The 15,516-nt window shown below is 69.4% G+C and carries 12 protein-coding genes; 4 read left to right on the top strand and 8 right to left on the bottom strand.

What is annotated here, in order from left to right; genetic code table 11:
* Window positions 1-17 precede the first annotated feature (17 nt).
* Together OHB04_RS23525 and OHB04_RS23520 are read left to right on the top strand one after the other, a co-directional pair.
* A complete protein-coding gene (locus tag OHB04_RS23525; protein WP_326689634.1) occupies window positions 18-2,408 on the top strand; it encodes a DUF6571 family protein in 2,391 nt (796 codons plus the stop codon).
* A gap of 41 nt (window positions 2,409-2,449) precedes the next feature.
* Window positions 2,450-3,001 (top strand): hypothetical protein, encoded by a 552-nt coding sequence (locus tag OHB04_RS23520; protein ID WP_326689633.1) that lies wholly within the window; start codon window positions 2,450-2,452, stop codon window positions 2,999-3,001.
* Between the two features lie 262 nt (window positions 3,002-3,263).
* On the opposite strand, the gene OHB04_RS23515 is transcribed toward OHB04_RS23520, so the two are convergent.
* Window positions 3,264-4,799, bottom strand: coding sequence for a sodium:solute symporter family protein (locus OHB04_RS23515; protein WP_326689632.1), 1,536 nt, complete (start codon window positions 4,797-4,799; stop codon window positions 3,264-3,266).
* Window positions 4,800-5,101: 302 nt separating this feature from the next.
* Here OHB04_RS23515 and OHB04_RS23510 point away from each other — a divergent pair, with 302 nt between their 5' ends.
* The gene (locus tag OHB04_RS23510; RefSeq protein WP_326689631.1) at window positions 5,102-6,115 is read left to right on the top strand and encodes a BtrH N-terminal domain-containing protein; all 1,014 of its coding nucleotides are present in this window, start codon (window positions 5,102-5,104) and stop codon (window positions 6,113-6,115) included.
* 61 nt (window positions 6,116-6,176) lie between these two features.
* Here OHB04_RS23510 and OHB04_RS23505 read toward each other — a convergent pair whose 3' ends face one another.
* Both OHB04_RS23505 and OHB04_RS23500 read right to left on the bottom strand, forming a co-directional pair.
* Complete coding sequence (locus OHB04_RS23505) at window positions 6,177-7,181, bottom strand: NADP-dependent oxidoreductase (protein ID WP_326689630.1); 1,005 nt, start codon at window positions 7,179-7,181, stop codon at window positions 6,177-6,179.
* A 369-nt stretch (window positions 7,182-7,550) separates the two neighbouring features.
* Complete coding sequence (locus tag OHB04_RS23500; protein WP_326692862.1) at window positions 7,551-8,237, bottom strand: SDR family oxidoreductase; 687 nt, start codon at window positions 8,235-8,237, stop codon at window positions 7,551-7,553.
* A gap of 135 nt (window positions 8,238-8,372) precedes the next feature.
* On the opposite strand from OHB04_RS23500, the gene OHB04_RS23495 reads away from it, so the two are divergent.
* Window positions 8,373-8,960 (top strand): TetR family transcriptional regulator, encoded by a 588-nt coding sequence (locus OHB04_RS23495; protein WP_326689629.1) that lies wholly within the window; start codon window positions 8,373-8,375, stop codon window positions 8,958-8,960.
* A 37-nt stretch (window positions 8,961-8,997) separates the two neighbouring features.
* Here the strand turns inward: OHB04_RS23495 and OHB04_RS23490 are convergent, their stop codons facing one another.
* From OHB04_RS23490 to OHB04_RS23470, 5 genes are all read right to left on the bottom strand, one after another.
* Complete coding sequence (locus OHB04_RS23490; protein ID WP_326689628.1) at window positions 8,998-9,612, bottom strand: TetR/AcrR family transcriptional regulator; 615 nt, start codon at window positions 9,610-9,612, stop codon at window positions 8,998-9,000.
* Entirely contained in the window at window positions 9,582-10,397 is an 816-nt protein-coding gene (locus tag OHB04_RS23485; RefSeq protein ID WP_326809505.1) for an enoyl-CoA hydratase family protein, read from the bottom strand. Before OHB04_RS23485 ends, OHB04_RS23490 begins: the two co-directional genes overlap by 31 nt.
* A 65-nt stretch (window positions 10,398-10,462) precedes the next feature.
* Window positions 10,463-11,635 (bottom strand): acyl-CoA dehydrogenase family protein, encoded by a 1,173-nt coding sequence (locus OHB04_RS23480; RefSeq protein ID WP_326689627.1) that lies wholly within the window; start codon window positions 11,633-11,635, stop codon window positions 10,463-10,465.
* Window positions 11,636-11,806: 171 nt separating this feature from the next.
* Window positions 11,807-13,756: an ATP-binding protein gene (locus OHB04_RS23475; RefSeq protein WP_326808227.1), complete on the bottom strand. Its 1,950-nt coding sequence runs from the start codon at window positions 13,754-13,756 to the stop codon at window positions 11,807-11,809.
* 151 nt (window positions 13,757-13,907) lie between these two features.
* On the bottom strand, window positions 13,908-15,512 hold the full coding sequence (locus tag OHB04_RS23470; protein ID WP_326809504.1) for an acyl-CoA carboxylase subunit beta: 1,605 nt from the start codon (window positions 15,510-15,512) through the stop codon (window positions 13,908-13,910).
* Window positions 15,513-15,516: the final 4 nt, after the last annotated feature.

Genomic DNA, 15,516 nt, shown 5'->3' with positions numbered 1-15,516 from the left:
GCACAGAGGGGGATGTTATGGTCACCTACCGCCAGCTCCACGACCTGCGGTTGGGTACTTTGAAGAAGGCGGTCAGCGACTGGAAGGACATGGTCGATGACCTGGTCAAGCTGGCCGGCGAGGACGGGCACAAGCAGGGCACCAATGCGGCGGGGCTCGCGAAGAAGGCCGGCGGGGCGGATTGGTCCGGGAACAACGCGGACGTGACGAAGAAGTTCGTGACGAAGACCGCCGGGGAGTTCCGAGACGTGCTGGCGACGGCCCGGAGCGTGCATACGATCCTGCACGGGCTGCACACCAAGATGAAAGCCCACAAGGAAGCGTTGGCGGACGTGGTGGCGAACGCCGACAAGAGCGTCCACGTCACAGCGAGCGGCGTCGTGGAGCCGAGAGACGGCGCCGACCCCCAGCCCACCCAGAAGCAGATCGATGCCGTGGTCGAGGACATCGAGAAGGTCCTCAAGGCCGCCCACACCACGGATAGGGGCGCTGCGGAATCGCTACGGCACGAGGCGAAGGGCAAGTACAACTTCCTCTCGTCCCGCATCACCGATTTCGAGAAGACCCGTCAGGCCGTCAAGGACGCGGACGTCGTCCTCAAGCTCACCGCCAAGGACCCGGGCAAGCTGAGCAACACCCAGCTCGACCACCTCAACGACTGGCTGAAGCGCAGTGGGAAAGATCCCGTCTTCGCGGAACGAGTCGCCACCGAAATGGGGCCGAAGAAATCACTCGCGTTCTTCGCCAAGGCGATGGATCTCGACGGGTGGAAAGCGGATGGCCACGGGGCAGACACGAAGGCCATAAGCACCCGGAAGGGGCTGCTGGGCGAGTTGGAGACGGGCCTGGGCACCACCCTGGCGACGGCGTCCCGCTCCGAGAGCGGCGACATGGACACCTGGAAAAAGGGTGCGATCGGGGTCGGCGACCAGCCCCTCACGGGTACGTCCCAGCACAAGCCGATCTACGGCTTCCAGGCCATGAGCAACCTGATGCGGCACGGCACGTACGACGGTGCCTTCCTCAACAAGTACGGCGACGCCCTGGTCGCCTACGAGAAGAAGCACACCGGAGATGTCAAGGACCCCGGTCCGGGCGGCAAGTCACGCAAGAACGTGCTGCCGTGGGACAGCCTGCCCTCCTACGCCCAGACCGGTCAGATCCACTTCGGACCCGGCAGCGACAAGGACGCGGGTCTGGACCCGATGATCGGGTTGATGGAGGCCCTCTCGCACAATCCGGATGCTTCCGCCGACTTCTTCGGAGGCCCACGCGGCGAAAGTGGTCAGAGCGGACACTCCCACTTCGACTACCTGTTCAATGATCGTCCGTGGGAGACGATTGCGGACTCCGGGGGCGGGGACACCGGGCGCAACGCGCTGGCAGACGCCTTGGAGTCCGGCGCGACCGGTCATGTTCCCGGGGCGGAACCTGACTCGCTGGTGCACACTCCCACCCAGGCTCGCATCATGGAGGACGTCGTCAAAGCCGTATCGGAGCATCCATACCGCCTCACGGGAGAACCGGACATAGGTGGCAATCTTGGTCGAATGGCCCGTGAATACATGCCCGATATCTATCGGGGGCTGGAAGGGGACCAGTCGGCGACTGTCCAACGAATGTATCCCATCTCAGGAGATGCCGCCGTATTCGGCGAGCACGGGGATTCCAAGAGAAATTTGTCTCGTTTCTTGATATCCCTTGGACAATCACCCGAAGGGTACGGCGAAATCCTTGCCGGACAGAAGGATTACGCTCAAGGGCTTCTCCGGCATCACCTTGATCCTGAGCTTCAAGCGAAAATTCCGGAGTCGGATCGGTTCGAGTCCGACGAAAAGGATGCCAGGCTTCGCGCCGAGGACGTGGTGAGCCGAGCATCACGGCAGTCGGGATACGTGACGGGAGCCCTCACGATCGGCCGGCAAGAAGCACTGATCAGTGAAGGACTTGAGCACGACGAAAAATACAAAGAAGCGGTTACGCGTACCGGCACCTGGGGTTACTCAGGAGGCGCGACCGCCACCGGGATAGCCTTGGCCAAGGCTGCCAGCAAGCTCAACCCGGTCACGTCCGCGCTCGTCTCAGGAGTCACAGGGGGAGGACTCTTCATCGGCCCTAGCGAATGGGGCATGCACAATATGCCCAACGAGGGAGCCGAGAAAGCAAAAATGGCAGGTGAATTCTGGAGCCGGGCCAGTGCGGACGACATAAAAATCGGCAAAGACATGGGGCACGGAAACTTCATCAAGGGGGAATATGGTGAAGACACATGGGACACCTGGGTGCGCTCGGGCAGCGCAGACGGGTTCAACGGTGCGGCTTCAGACGCCGAACTGATGGGTACCGAGCTGACGAGCCATGACCAGGTTAAGACCCTGCCCAAAATCGACCTTGGGCAGGCCGAATAATGAAATCTCTCCTCACTCGCCCCTCCTTGACGAAAGCGCTGATGATCACCGTCGCGCTACTCCTTCTGGTAGTCGCAGGGCTGACGACCGCGCTGATCGCCACCGAAGAAGACCCTCCCAGTTCGTTCCGGTCCACAAGCCAGAAGGACTGTTCTCTCATTACCGGCACCGACAGCACGAAGGAGCTGCGCCGCATAGTGCCTCGCGCGCAGTCCTTCTCGGTATCGGTCCTGCAGTCCACCGGGAACGCCATCCCCCTCCTCACTTGCGAGGTGCGGGCCGACGACCGGTTGGCCGTGAAGCTCACGGTCATCTCCACTTCGGACGACCAGCAGGAGTGGGCCGAGGAAATCACGAAAACCGATCTCGCCCAGCCGTCCGACCGGCACCGCGTGAAGCTCTACGGAGGTGGCTTCACCGGCCCGCACGCGGCGACGCTGTATGTGCCGTGCTCGGCCTCGGGAGCGGGACGCCAACACGCTTTGGACGTCAAAGCCATTGCCCGACGGGGCACCGACCACGAGAAGGACCTGCTCAAGCTCGCCAGGCGAGCAGCGAAGCATGCGACGGGGACGCTGGGCTGTGAGAAGTAGAGCGCCGGACCTCCCGGACGCGGTATCTGGCGGTCCAAGCCGAATCCGTGCGGTTCCCGACGGCGTCACCGTCAAGGAAACCCGCAGCATCCTACGGGACCTCGCCATCCCCGCAACCGCCGAAATCAAGAAGCAGGAGAACTACCGCACTTGAACCGCCAGCCCACCACCACACCCGCCCCGGGGCGGTGAGCGCCCCGGGGCGGTGGCAACACCCATCCCGAGGCACCCACCACCCCGAGGGCGCCACCCCGTGGAAGCCCTACCGCACCTCCATCGGCGGCAGCGTAGGCGCGTCCGGGGCTGTCCCCTGGGCCGGGGCGATGGGGTCGTCGTTGAGGGAGTCCACGAGGGCGTCGCCCTCGACCGAGCCCTCGGGTTTGACGAGGCCGATCACCACGTACAGCGTCAGCGAGGTCAGCAGGGGGAAGCCCACCGTCATCGACTCCGTGACGTCCGCGTCGGGTACGCCCCAGTACAGGTACGCCCACACCGCCAGGCCGCCCGCCCAGGAGCCGATCGCGGCCCAGGCTCCGTGGCGTTTGAACCAGGGGAGCAGGCCGAGCATCAGGGGGATGGAGATGGGGCCCATGGTGGCGGCGACGATGCTGACGACGACCGTCATGATGAAGCCGTTGGGGTCGGCGAAGAGCGCGAAGCTCATGCTGACCGTGACGAAGGCGACCGTGGTGATCCGGGCGAACAGCAGCTGAGGCTTCTCCCCCAGCGCCCGCACCTTGGGGACGATCACCGGGGCGAGGTCGCGGGTGATGACGGCGGTGATGACGTTGGAGTCGGAGGCGACCATCGCCATCGTGTGGGAGAAGAACCCGGCCAGCAGGAGCCCGATCAGGCCGGTGGGGAGCAGTTCCTGGGCGAGCTTGATGTAGGACTGCTCGCCGTTCTCAAGGCCCGGCACGATCAGCGGCGCCGCGATCATCGGGATGAAGAGGATCAGCGGCCAGACGATCCACAGCGCGCTGGACAGCAGCGCCGACCTCTTCGCCCGGGAGCCGGAGGGCGCCGCCATGTAGCGCTGGGCGAGGTTCCACATGCCGCCGTTGTACTCGAACGTCTTCACCAACAGGAACGCCATGATCAAGGTGGTGGTGACCGTCCCGTTGACCGGGTCGCTGTGGCTGGCGGGCAGGTCGCCCCACATCGTCCAGAGCGTGGAGACGCCGCTCAGGTGCGCCATGACGGCCACGAGCATGGCGATGCCGGCGATGAACTGGATGATGAACTGGCCCAGGTCGGTGAGGACGTCGGCCCACAGCCCGCCGAAGGCCATGTAGAACATCGTGCACACGCCGGTGAGGCCGATGCCCCAGGCGAGCGGGAGGTCGGCGAAGCCCTGCAACAGGACGGCGATGGCGACCCACTTGGCGGCGATGTCGACGACCTTGAGCGCCGCGCCGCTGTAGGCGAGGACCTGCTGGGTGGGCAGGTTGTAGCGCACGGCCAGGTATTCCAGCGGGGAGTTGACGCCGTGCTTGGCGCGCAGCCTGTTCCAGCGGGGAGCGAAGAGAAAGGCCCCGATGCCGACGCCGATGCCGATCGTGAGGGGCCACCAGAAGTAGACGGTGATGCCGTAGTCGTAGGCGACGGCGGCGAACGTGACGAACATGATGGCGCTGTAGCCGGACATGTGGTGCGAGATGCCGGACAGCCACCAGGGTATTCGGCCGCGTGCGGTGAAGAAGTCGGCAACGTTGTCGACCCGTTTGGACGCCCACAGACCGATGCCGAGCATGACGAAGAAGTACGCCCCGACGACTACCCAGTCCAACCCGGACATGGCGGCTCCCTAGTTCATCTACATGAACGTGTGCCAGATCGCTGAACAGCACGTCACACTAGAAGTGCCTTATAGGACCGTCAAGACTGCGCACAAGCAGAAGCCGTGCTTGTTCACATCCATGTGGACGCAGATGAACTGGCAGGGGCGGCACGGGACTTCGGCGGGCGGTACCGTACGGGCCCAGCGGTCGGACCGCGCGCCCAAGCGCCCGCATGTGAGGCCTGTCCCGTCGGGCCGGCCGAGGCACCGCGAGAAGAGCTGATGACCCGGCTGATCATCCCCGTCCAGGAGAGCACGGCATGACCACAGTGATCGACATCGATGCCCGCGCTTCGCAGCACTGCGAGACGACAGCTCTGGGGGTGCTGCTTCGGCACCAAGGACTCGACCTGTCCGAGCCCATGCTCTTCGGCCTCGGCGCCGGCCTGTCCTTCATCTACTGGGACAGCAAGAACATGGATTTCCCCTTCCTCGGGGGACGGGTCAAACCCTTCGACCTCACCAGAAACCTGGCCACCGGACTCAACATGGAACTCCTGGTCCAGGAGACCACCTCCCCCCGCAGGGCATGGGAGAACGTGGCGGCCCTCATCGACGCCGGCCAACCCGTCGGACTACAGCTCGACAGCTACCACCTGGACTACTTCGGGTCGAAGGTGCACTTCGGCGGTCACGTCGTCGCCATGTACGGCTATGACGATCACGACGCCTATCTGGTGGACACCGACCAGCAAGGCGGAGCGGTATCCACCAGCCTGGCCGGCCTCGCCCGGGCCAGGGCCGCGCGTGGGCCGATGACCGCCAGGCACCGGTCCTTCACCCTCACCGCTCCGGGGAACCCGCCCTCCCCGCGGGACCAGATCGTTCCCGCCATCGCCGCCTGCGCCGACGCCTTCCTCAACCCGCCCATCGCCAACCTCGGCCACCGAGGCATCGGGAAGGCCGGGAAGTTGGTACGCACCTGGCTCCAGCGCACCGACAACCCACAGCGGGACCTGCCGCAAGCTGCCCTCTTGATGGAGAAGGCCGGCACCGGCGGCGCCCTGTTCCGCAACCTCTACCGCGACTTCCTGGCCGAATGCGCCCAACTGATCGACAGCAGCCACCTGCGCACCGGCCACGGGCTGTACACCGAGGCGGCCATCCTGTGGACGGAAGCCGCGGCACTGATCGCAAAAGCCGGTGAATCAGGCGACGCACAGTGCCTCGTACAGGCAGGCACCATCCTCTGCGATCTTTCGCGCCTGGAGCGCGAGGCCATGCAGGCGCTGAGCTGTCTGGGGAGTGAGACCCCCAGCGGGCGCCGGCCCTGACAAGCCTTCGAAGACCTCAAGCCCGGATACGCGCGGGCGTCGGGCTGCGGGGGCCCTGCCCTCACGCCATCGCGACGACGACCTTGCCGGCCCTCGCGCGGCCCTTCTCGACGTACTCCATGGCCTCCCGGGTCTCCTCGAACGGGAAGACTCGGTCGACGACGGGGCGGATCTTCCCGGCGTCGATGAGCGGCGTGAGTTCGCGCAGCTGGTCGCCGTCGGCCTTCATGAACAGGAACGAGTACGTCACGCCACGGCGCTTGGCGCGGCGCCGGGTCTTGAAGCTCAGCGCGCTCATCGCCAGCCGGAGGATCGCGTTCGCGCCCAGCTCGCGGGCGAAGGCCGGGTCGGGAGGTCCGGCGATGCCGATGACCTGCCCGCCGGGCTTGAGCACCCGCAGGGACTTCTCCAGCGTCTCGCCGCCGAGGGTGTCCAGGACGAGGTCGTAGCCGTCGAGGACCGTCTCGAACGCCTGCTGTCTGTAGTCGACGACGACGTCCGCGCCGAGCCCCTTGACCAGGTCGGCCTTGGCCGTGCTCACGGTGGTGGCCACGTGCGCGCCCAGCTGCTTGGCCAGCTGGACGGCGATGGTGCCGACGCCGCCGGAGCCCGCGTGGATGAGGACCTTCTGGCCTGGCCGCACCTGTGCCCGCTCGACCAGCGCCTGCCAGGAGGTCAGGGCGACCAGGGGAAGGGACGCGGCCTCCTCCATGGTGAGCGTGGCCGGTTTGAGCGCCACGTCGTCCTGGTGGACGGCGATGAGTTCGGCGAACGTCCCGATGCGGTCCTTGTCGGGCCGCGCGTAGACCTCGTCGCCCACCGCGAACCGCGTGACCGCCGACCCCACCTGGGCCACCGACCCGGCGACGTCGTTGCCCAGGACGAGCGGGAGGCGGTACGGGAGGATCGCCTTGAACTCCCCCTCGCGGAGCTTGAGGTCCAGCGGGTTGACGCTCGCCGCGCGGACCCGGACCAGGACGTCGTCGGCGCCCACCTGCGGGTCGGGCGTCTCGGCGAGGTGCCCGCCGTCCTTGTCGCCGTACCGCTCGATCATGAAGGCCTTCATCGTCGTCTCCGTTTCTCGTCGCGCTTCTCGTCGGCGCTTCTCGTCCGGGTTTCTCGTCGGCGCTTCTCGTCGGCTCTCGTCCGCGAGAGGACGCGATCTCCGTTGCTTCGGGCCTTCGGGTATCAGGCCACCGGCTGCGGCCGGGGGACGACGCGGCCGGCGTCGCCTCCCTGGACGCCGTCCAGGGACCTGGCGATCGCCTCGTGGGGAACGCCGAGCTGCACCTCGCTGACTTCGGACAGGCGGGCGAACTGCTGCGGCGTCAGGTGGACGTCGGGAGCGCCCAGGTAGCTGTCGAGCTGGGTGAGGCTGCGCGGCCCGATGACCGGGACGAGCGAGGTCGCGTACCGGGCGGCACGGGCGGGGGCCTCACGCCGCGTTCGGCGAAGCGGCCAGGCTCTGCCTGACGTGCCGGGTGACCTCGTCGGCGAGGATCTCGGGCGAGCCCGTCTCGATGCCGTACAGGGCCTGAGCGGCGACGTCGGCGGGTGCGGTCTTCTGATCGGCGGGGACGCCCGCGGCCATGTCGGTGTCCATGTATCCGACGTGCAGCGCCGAGACGGTGATGCCGTGGGGAGCCAGCTCCTCCCGGGCCGCGTCGGTCAGCGCCCATGCCGCGGCCTTGGTCGCGGCGTAGGACCCGAGGCCGGCGGGGTGCAGCCAGGACAGGACGGACAGGATGTTGAGTACGGCGCCGCCGCCGTTGCCCTCGATGACGGGGGCGAAGGCCCGCGTCACGGTGAGCGGACCGAAGAAGTTCGTCTCCATCTCCAGGCGCACCGTGTCCAGCCCGCCCGCGATCAGCGGTGTGGCGGTGGAGATGCCCGCGTTGTTCACCAGCAGCGTCGCGTCCGACGCGGTGCGTGCCGCGGCCCGGACCGACTCCTCGTCCGTCACATCCAGCCGCAGGGGGATGACGCCCGGCAGGTCCACCGTCTCGGGGCGGCGGGCCGCCCCGTAGACCTTCGCTCCGCGCTCCACGAGCTGGGTGGCCAGCTGCCGCCCGAGCCCCCGGTTGGCGCCGGTGACCACCGCGACCGCGTCCTTCAGTTCCAGCGGTTCCATCGGTTCCATGCCTGCTCCCAGGGTTGCGGGCGCGCCGCCGGGCGGCCTGCCCGAATTAGATTATGACTACAATCTAAACACGGGTCTAGAATAGATGGCAACCGACATCCAAACGGGAGGTGGCTGATGGGCCGCGTATCGCAGGCGCAGGCGGAGGAGAACCGCCGGCGGGTCGTGGAGACCGCCTCCCGGCTGTTCCGGGAACAGGGAACGCATGCCAGCGTCGCCGACCTCATGAAGGCGGCCGGCCTGACCCACGGCGGCTTCTACAAGCAGTTCGCCTCCAAGGAGGCGCTCATCGACGAAGCCACCGCCCACGCGTTCGAGGAGCTGACCCGGCTCCGCGATGCCGGGCTTGAGCAGCATGCCGGACAGCGCGAGGCCGCCCAGCAGGCGGTGATCGACGTCTACCTCTCCGCAGAGCACCGCGACAACGTGGCAGAGGGCTGCCCCGCCGCCGCACTGGCCGCCGACATGGCGCGCGGGGCGGGCGAGCGCGACGCGCGGCGCGGAGGGGGCGAGCGCGACGCACACCGCGTCTACGCCGAGGGAGTGTCCGACTTCGCCGAGTGGCTGGCCACCGAGGACCAGGACGGCGTCACCCGGCTGTGCACGATGGTCGGCGCACTCGTCCTGGCCCGCGCCACCAACGGCTCCCCGCTGTCGGAGGAGATCCTCGGTGCGGCGCGCGCGGGCCTGGCGGGGACGAGCTGATCAGGGGCACGGGGATGGGGGTACTGAAGGTGGGGCCTCAGCCGTTCAGGCCGCGCTCCACCAGCCGTGCCCACTGCGCCACGACCCGCTCGCGGCGCGGGCTGTCGTCCGTCAGCAAGTTGGCCAGGCCCAGGCCGCGCGCCATGTCGAGCAGGCCCTGCACGGTCTCGCGCACGCCGGGCTCGCGCTCGTCCACGCTCAGTAGTTTCACGGCCATCCGGTGCGTCTCCCGCCCGATGCGGGCCTCCAGCGCGGTCACCCGGGGGCCGAGCTGCGGCTCGTTGGACGCCGCGACCCACAGGTGCAGCGCGGCGCGGAACAGGGGCCCGGTGTAGAGCCCGACCAGCGTGTCCACGGCGGCGTACGCCGACTCCGGCTTCGGCAGCTCGCTCAGCGCGCGCGAGCGCTCCTCGGCGACGTACTCGACCGCCGCCGTGAACAGGTCCTCACGGGTGGGGAAATGGTGCTGCGCCGCGCCCCGCGAGACGCCCGCGTGTTCGGCGACGACAGTGACGGTGCTGCCCGACCAGCCGTGCTCGGCCAGGCAGGTCACCGCCGACTCCAGCAGCCGTTGCCGAGTGGCACGGCTGCGGTCCTGTTTGGGGGCCGCGCCGCGCGCGTTCACCGCACGGGCGTGTGCCGCGCTGCCCATTCGGGATCCCGTCGTTCGAGGAAAGCCGTCATGCCCTCGTGGGCCTCCGGCGACGCGAACAGCCGCGCCGACAGCTCAGCGAGCGTACCGGTGTCCCGGTCGAACGCCTCCAGCACCTTCCGGCTGACCAGCCGCTTCGACTCCATGAGTCCCTGCGGCGAGCCGCGCCGCAGCCCGTCGAGCACCGGCGCCAAGGCCTCGTCCGGATCCTCGGCCGCCAGCGTCACCAGCCCGACCCGCGCCGCCTCCTCCGGCCCGAAGCGCTCGCCCGTGAGCCAGTAGCGCGCCGCGGCGCGCGCGTCCATACGCGGCAGCACCGGCATGGAGATCACCGCGGGCGCCACCCCGATCCGCGCCTCCGTGAACGCGAAGGTCGCACCGGGACCCGCGACGGAGATGTCACAGGCCGCCAGCAGCCCCGTCCCACCGGCCCGCACATGCCCGGTCACCCGGGCCACGACCGGCTTGGGGAAGGCGACGAGCGTACGCAGCAGCCGGGCCAGGGCGAGCGGTGCGTCGAGCGGTGCGTCGGCCGGTGCCGCCTCTCCGGACGCCTCGCTCAGGTCGGCGCCCGCGCAGAAGGTGTTACCCGTATGGGTGAGCAGCACGGCCCGGGTCTCCGGGTCCGCCTCGGCCGTCTCCAGCGCGGCGTACAGGGCGGCGACCAGCCGGGCCGACAGGGCGTTGCGGTGGTGCGGCGCGTCGAGGGTGAGTGTGCGGACGCCGTCCTGGAGGCCGACCGTGACCGGCGGCTTCCCGTCCTCCCTGGCCTCGTCGTTCTCCATGGACTCGTCGTTCTCCGTGGCCCTGTCGTTCTCCATGGCCTCACCGTTCGCCGTGGGCCCGCCCATCAGTACGACTTGGGGAGGCCGAGGGTCTGGTGGGAGACGTAGTTGAGAATCATCTCCCTGCTGACCGGCGCGATCCGGGCCACCCGCGAGGCCGTGATCATCGCGGCTAGCCCGTACTCGCGGGTCAGGCCGTTGCCGCCGAGCGTGTGGACGGACTGGTCGACGGCCTTCACACACGCCTCGCCCGCCGCGTACTTGGCCATGTTGGCCGCCTCGCCCGCGCCGGTGTCGTCGCCCTCGTCGTAGAGCCGGGCCGCCTTCTGCGTCATCAGCCGGGCGCACTCGACCTCGATGTGCGCCTGCGCCAGCGGGTGTGCGATCGCCTGGTGCGCGCCGATCGGCTCCTTCCACACCTGCCGCGTCCGCGCGTACTCCAGCGCCCGCCCGATCGCGTACCGGGCCATGCCCAGCGCGAAGGCGGCCGTCATGATCCGCTCCGGATTGAGCCCGGCGAACAGCTGGAGCAGCCCCGCGTCCTCGTCCCCCACCAGCGCCTCGGCGGGCAGCCGCACCTCATCGAGCACCAGCTCGAACTGTTTCTCCGGAGCACCGAGCTCCATGTCGATCCGGCTGTACGAGAAGCCGGGAGCGTCCCGGGGTACGAGGAACAGACACGGCTTGAGCTTGCCCGTCCGCGCGTCCTCGGTACGCCCGACGATCAGCGTCGCGTCGGCGATGTCCACGCCCGAGATGAAGACCTTGCGGCCGGTGAGCAGCCACTCGCCCGTCTGCGGGTCACGGCGCGCTGTGGTGGTGATCCGGTGCGAGTTGGAGCCCGCGTCGGGCTCGGTGATACCGAACGCCATCTTGCGCGTGCCGTCCGCCAGACCCGGCAGCCAGGTGCGCTTCTGCTCGTCGGTGCCGAAGCGGGCTATGACGGTGCCGCAGATCGCTGGTGACACCACCAGCATCAGCAGCGGGCAACCCGCCGCGCCCAGCTCCTCCAGGACGATCGCCAGCTCCTGGATTCCGCTGCCGCCGCCTCCGTACTCCTCGGGGAGGCTCACCCCGAGATAGCCGAGCGCGGCGGCTTCCGCCCACAGCGCGTCGGTGTGCTTGCCCTCTTTGACGACCTGCGCGAAGTAGTCGCGGCCGTAGCGCGCGCCGAGGGCCGCCACCGCTTTGCGCAAGGCGCGCTGTTCCTCGCTCTCGATGAGACCTGTACTGGTCATGTGTCCCTCCGTTTGCGTGTGTTGGCGTGCGCGCGGACTTTGGCCCCGGCCCCGCCCCTTCCCGTTTTTTTGGGGGCGCCGCCCCCAACCCCCCGCTCCTCAATCGCCGGAGGGGCTGAATTCAGCCCCTCCGGAAGCGCCTCCCGGCCGGGGGGTGGGGCTGGGGAACAACTACTCCTCGGTCACAACGGCGAGCACCGTGCCCACATCAACCTGCTGGCCGACCCCAACGGACAACGCGCTGAGCACCCCGTCCGCGGGAGCCACCACCCGGTGCTCCATCTTCATCGCCTCCAGCCACAGCAACGGCTCCCCGGCGGTGACGGAGGTGCCCTCCGTCAGGCCTTCCGCGATCCGGACGACCGTCCCCGGCATCGCGGCCAGCAACGACCCCGGCTCGGTGGCCGCCTCCGGCTCGGGAAGGCGGGGAAGGGCGGTGAAGGCGTACGGCCCCACGGATCCGACGAAAACATGGTCGCCGTACCGCGCCACCGCCAACTCCCGTCGTACGCCGTCGGCTTCGAGGACGACGGACGAGGGCGCGGCCTCCAGGACGCGGACGCCGGGATACGTGCCCGGCGCGGGCGCGAGCCCGGCCCGGCCCCATACGTAGCGCACCTCGTGCTCGGTACCGTCCTCGTCGGCATACCGCCGGCACTGCGGCTGGGAGGCGAGATTGCGCCACCCGCCGACCCGCTTGGCGACAGCGGGCCGGGGCGCCGACCCGGCCCGCACCCCCTCGCTCCGCACCGCGTCGGCCAGCGCCGCCGCCAGCAGCGCGTGGGCGGCGCCCTCCCCTGCGGGCGGGGCGGTCAGCGCGCTCAAGTGGCGGTCGTAGAAGCCCGTATCGAGGCGGCCGACGACGAAGTCGGGGTGGCGCAGGGAGCGGACGAGCAGGTCGCGGTTGGTGACGGGGCCGTGCACGCGGGCCCGTTCCAGCGCGTGGGCGAGCTTGCGGACAGCGGTGGCGCGGGTGGGCGCCCAGGCGATGACCTTGGCGAGCATCGGGTCGTAGTGCGTGCCGATCTCGCTGCCGTCCTCGACGCCCGCGTCGACCCGGACCTCGCCCGGGACGTCGAGCCGCCACAGTGTGCCGGTCCGGGGCCGCCACTGGTGTGCGGGGTCCTCGGCGTACAGCCGGGCCTCGACGGCGTGTCCTCGGGCATCCGGTGCGCCGTTTGCCGGGAGGGGCTCGCCCTCCGCTATGCGGAGCTGCCATTCGACCAGGTCCAGGTCGTGCACCAACTCGGTGACCGGATGCTCCACCTGAAGGCGGGTGTTCATCTCCAGGAAGTACGGGCGGCCCGTCTCCGCGAGGAGGAACTCGACGGTGCCGGCGCCCTCGTAGGCGACGGCGCGGGCGGCGGCGACCGCCGCGTCCTGGAGGGTACGGCGCAGCTCGTCGGGCAGCCCGGGTGCGGGCGCCTCCTCGATGACCTTCTGGTGGCGCCGCTGGAGCGAGCAGTCGCGGGTGCCCAGCGCCCACACCTGGCCGTGGGCGTCGGCCAGCACCTGCACCTCGACGTGCCGCCCCCGCTCGATGTACGGCTCGACGAAGACCTCGCCGTCCCCGAAGGCGGCTGCGGCCTCCGCGCCGGCTGCCTCGATCTCGCCGTCCAGGGCCGCGAGTTCGCGGACGACGCGCATGCCGCGCCCGCCGCCCCCGGCCGCCGCCTTGACCAGTACGGGCAGGTCGTCCGCCGTGATGCCGTCGGGCTCCAGGGGGGCCGGCAGGGGGACCCCGGCACCGGACATCAGCTTCTTGGCGCCGGTCTTGGAGGCCATGGCCTCGATCGCGGCGGGCGGCGGCCCGATCCACACCAGCCCCGCGTCCCGCACGGCGCGCGCGAAGCCGGCGTTCTCGGACAGGAAGCCGTAGCCGGGGTGCACCGCGTCGGCCCCGGCCGCCAGCGCCGCCTTCACGATCAGGTCGCCGCGCAGATAGGTGTCCGCCGGGGCGCTGCCCGGCAGCCGTACGGCGGCGTCGGCCTCCCTGGTGTGCGGCGCCCCGGCATCCGGGTCGGCGTGGACGGCGACGGTGGCGATGCCCAGCTCGCGGCAGGTGCGGAAGACGCGCCGCGCGATCTCTCCCCGGTTGGCGACCAGTACGGATGTGATCATTCGCTGCTCCACCGTGTCCTTTTCTTCCTTCATCCGGCCCACCCCGGTCACGTCGCCCATCCGGTCACGTCGCGCATCCGGTCACGTCGCCCATCCGGTCACGTCGCGCATCCGGTCACGTCGCGCGCCCCGCTCACGTCGCGCACCCCGCTCACATCCGGAAGATTCCGAAGCCGCCGCGGGCTCCGGCGACCGGCGCGGTGTGGATGGCCGACAGGCACACGCCCAGCACCGTGCGGGTGTCACGCGGGTCGATCACGCCGTCGTCGTAGAGCCGCCCGGACAGGAACATCGGCAGCGACTCGCTCTCGATCTGCTGCTCGACCATCGCGCGCAGCCCGGCGTCCGCCTCCTCGTCGAACGGCTTGCCCTTGGCCGCCGCGGACTCCCGCATCACGATCGAGAGCACTCCGGCGAGCTGCTGCGGGCCCATGACGGCCGACTTGGCGCTGGGCCAGGCGAACAGGAAACGCGGGTCGTAGGCGCGCCCGCACATGCCGTAGTGGCCCGCCCCGTAGCTCGCGCCCAACAGCACGGACAGGTGCGGGACCTTCGAGTTGGAGACGGCGTTGATCATCATCGAGCCGTGCTTCACGATGCCGCCTTGCTCGTACTCCTTGCCGACCATGTATCCGGTCGTGTTGTGCAGGAAGAGCAGCGGGATGTCGCGCTGGTTGGCAAGCTGGATGAACTGCGTGGCCTTCTGCGACTCCTCGCTGAAGAGCACCCCTTGCGCGTTGGCGAGGATGCCGACCGGATACCCGTGCAGCCGCGCCCACCCGGTCACCAGGCTCGCTCCGTACAGCGGCTTGAACTCGTCGAAGGCCGAGCCGTCCACGAGCCGCGCGATCACCTCGCGCGGGTCGAAGGGCACCTTCAGGTCGCCCGGGACGATGCCGAGCAGCTCCTCCGCGTCGTACAGCGGCTCCTCCACCGTGCGCGGGTCCGGATCCGGGTGCGCCTTGCGCCAGTTGAGGCGGGCGACCACACGGCGGGCCCGGCGCAGCGCGTCCGGCTCGTCCAGCGCGAAGTGGTCGGCGAGCCCGGAGGTACGCGCGTGCATGTCGGCGCCGCCCAGCTCCTCGTCGTCGGCCTCCTCGCCGGTCGCCATCTTGACCAGCGGCGGCCCGCCGAGGAAGACCTTCGCGCGCTCCTTGACCATGATCACGTGGTCCGACATGCCGGGGATGTAGGCGCCGCCCGCCGTGGAGTTGCCGAAGACGACCGCCACGGTCGGAATGCCCGCCTCCGAGAGCCGGGTGATGTCCCGGAACAGGGCACCGCCCGGGATGAAGATCTCCTTCTGACTCGGCAGATCGGCGCCGCCCGACTCCACCAGACTGATGTACGGCAGCCTGTTGGCGTACGCGATCTCGTTGGCACGCAGCGCCTTCTTGAGCGTCCACGGGTTGCTGGCGCCGCCCCGCACGGTCGGGTCGTTCGCGGTGATCAGGCACTCGACGCCCGCCACGACGCCGATCCCCGCCACCAGCGAGGCACCCGTCGTGTAGTCGCTGCCCCACGCGGCGAGCGCCGACAGCTCGAGGAAGGGCGTGTCCGGATCGAGCAGCAGCTCGACGCGCTCGCGCGCCAGCAGCTTGCCGCGCTCACGGTGCCGCCCGACGTACTTCTCCCCGCCGCCCGCGAGCGCCTTCGCCTGCTCGGCTTCCAGCTCGGCGAGCCGGCCGAGCATGGTGTCGCGGTTCGCCGCGTAGTCGGCGCTCGCGGTGTCGAGCGCGGATCTGACCCGTGCCAATGGA

The organism is Streptomyces sp. NBC_01775, from assembly GCF_035917675.1.
Taxonomy (GTDB): domain Bacteria; phylum Actinomycetota; class Actinomycetes; order Streptomycetales; family Streptomycetaceae; genus Streptomyces.
This window is presented reverse-complemented; position numbering and strand designations above follow the sequence as displayed.

What these genes read in the sequence shown, in the direction of transcription:
- OHB04_RS23525 (WP_326689634.1), top strand. Translation starts at nt 18, where the DNA reads ATGGTCACCTACCGCCAGCTCCACGACCTGCGGTTGGGTACTTTGAAG.
- OHB04_RS23520 (WP_326689633.1), top strand. Translation starts at nt 2,450, where the DNA reads ATGATCACCGTCGCGCTACTCCTTCTGGTAGTCGCAGGGCTGACGACC.
- OHB04_RS23515 (WP_326689632.1), bottom strand. Translation starts at nt 4,799, where the DNA reads ATGTCCGGGTTGGACTGGGTAGTCGTCGGGGCGTACTTCTTCGTCATG.
- OHB04_RS23510 (WP_326689631.1), top strand. Translation starts at nt 5,102, where the DNA reads ATGACCACAGTGATCGACATCGATGCCCGCGCTTCGCAGCACTGCGAG.
- OHB04_RS23505 (WP_326689630.1), bottom strand. Translation starts at nt 7,181, where the DNA reads ATGAAGGCCTTCATGATCGAGCGGTACGGCGACAAGGACGGCGGGCAC.
- OHB04_RS23495 (WP_326689629.1), top strand. Translation starts at nt 8,373, where the DNA reads ATGGGCCGCGTATCGCAGGCGCAGGCGGAGGAGAACCGCCGGCGGGTC.
- OHB04_RS23490 (WP_326689628.1), bottom strand. Translation starts at nt 9,612, where the DNA reads ATGGGCAGCGCGGCACACGCCCGTGCGGTGAACGCGCGCGGCGCGGCC.
- OHB04_RS23485 (WP_326809505.1), bottom strand. Translation starts at nt 10,397, where the DNA reads ATGGAGAACGACGAGGCCAGGGAGGACGGGAAGCCGCCGGTCACGGTC.
- OHB04_RS23480 (WP_326689627.1), bottom strand. Translation starts at nt 11,635, where the DNA reads ATGACCAGTACAGGTCTCATCGAGAGCGAGGAACAGCGCGCCTTGCGC.
- OHB04_RS23475 (WP_326808227.1), bottom strand. Translation starts at nt 13,756, where the DNA reads ATGATCACATCCGTACTGGTCGCCAACCGGGGAGAGATCGCGCGGCGC.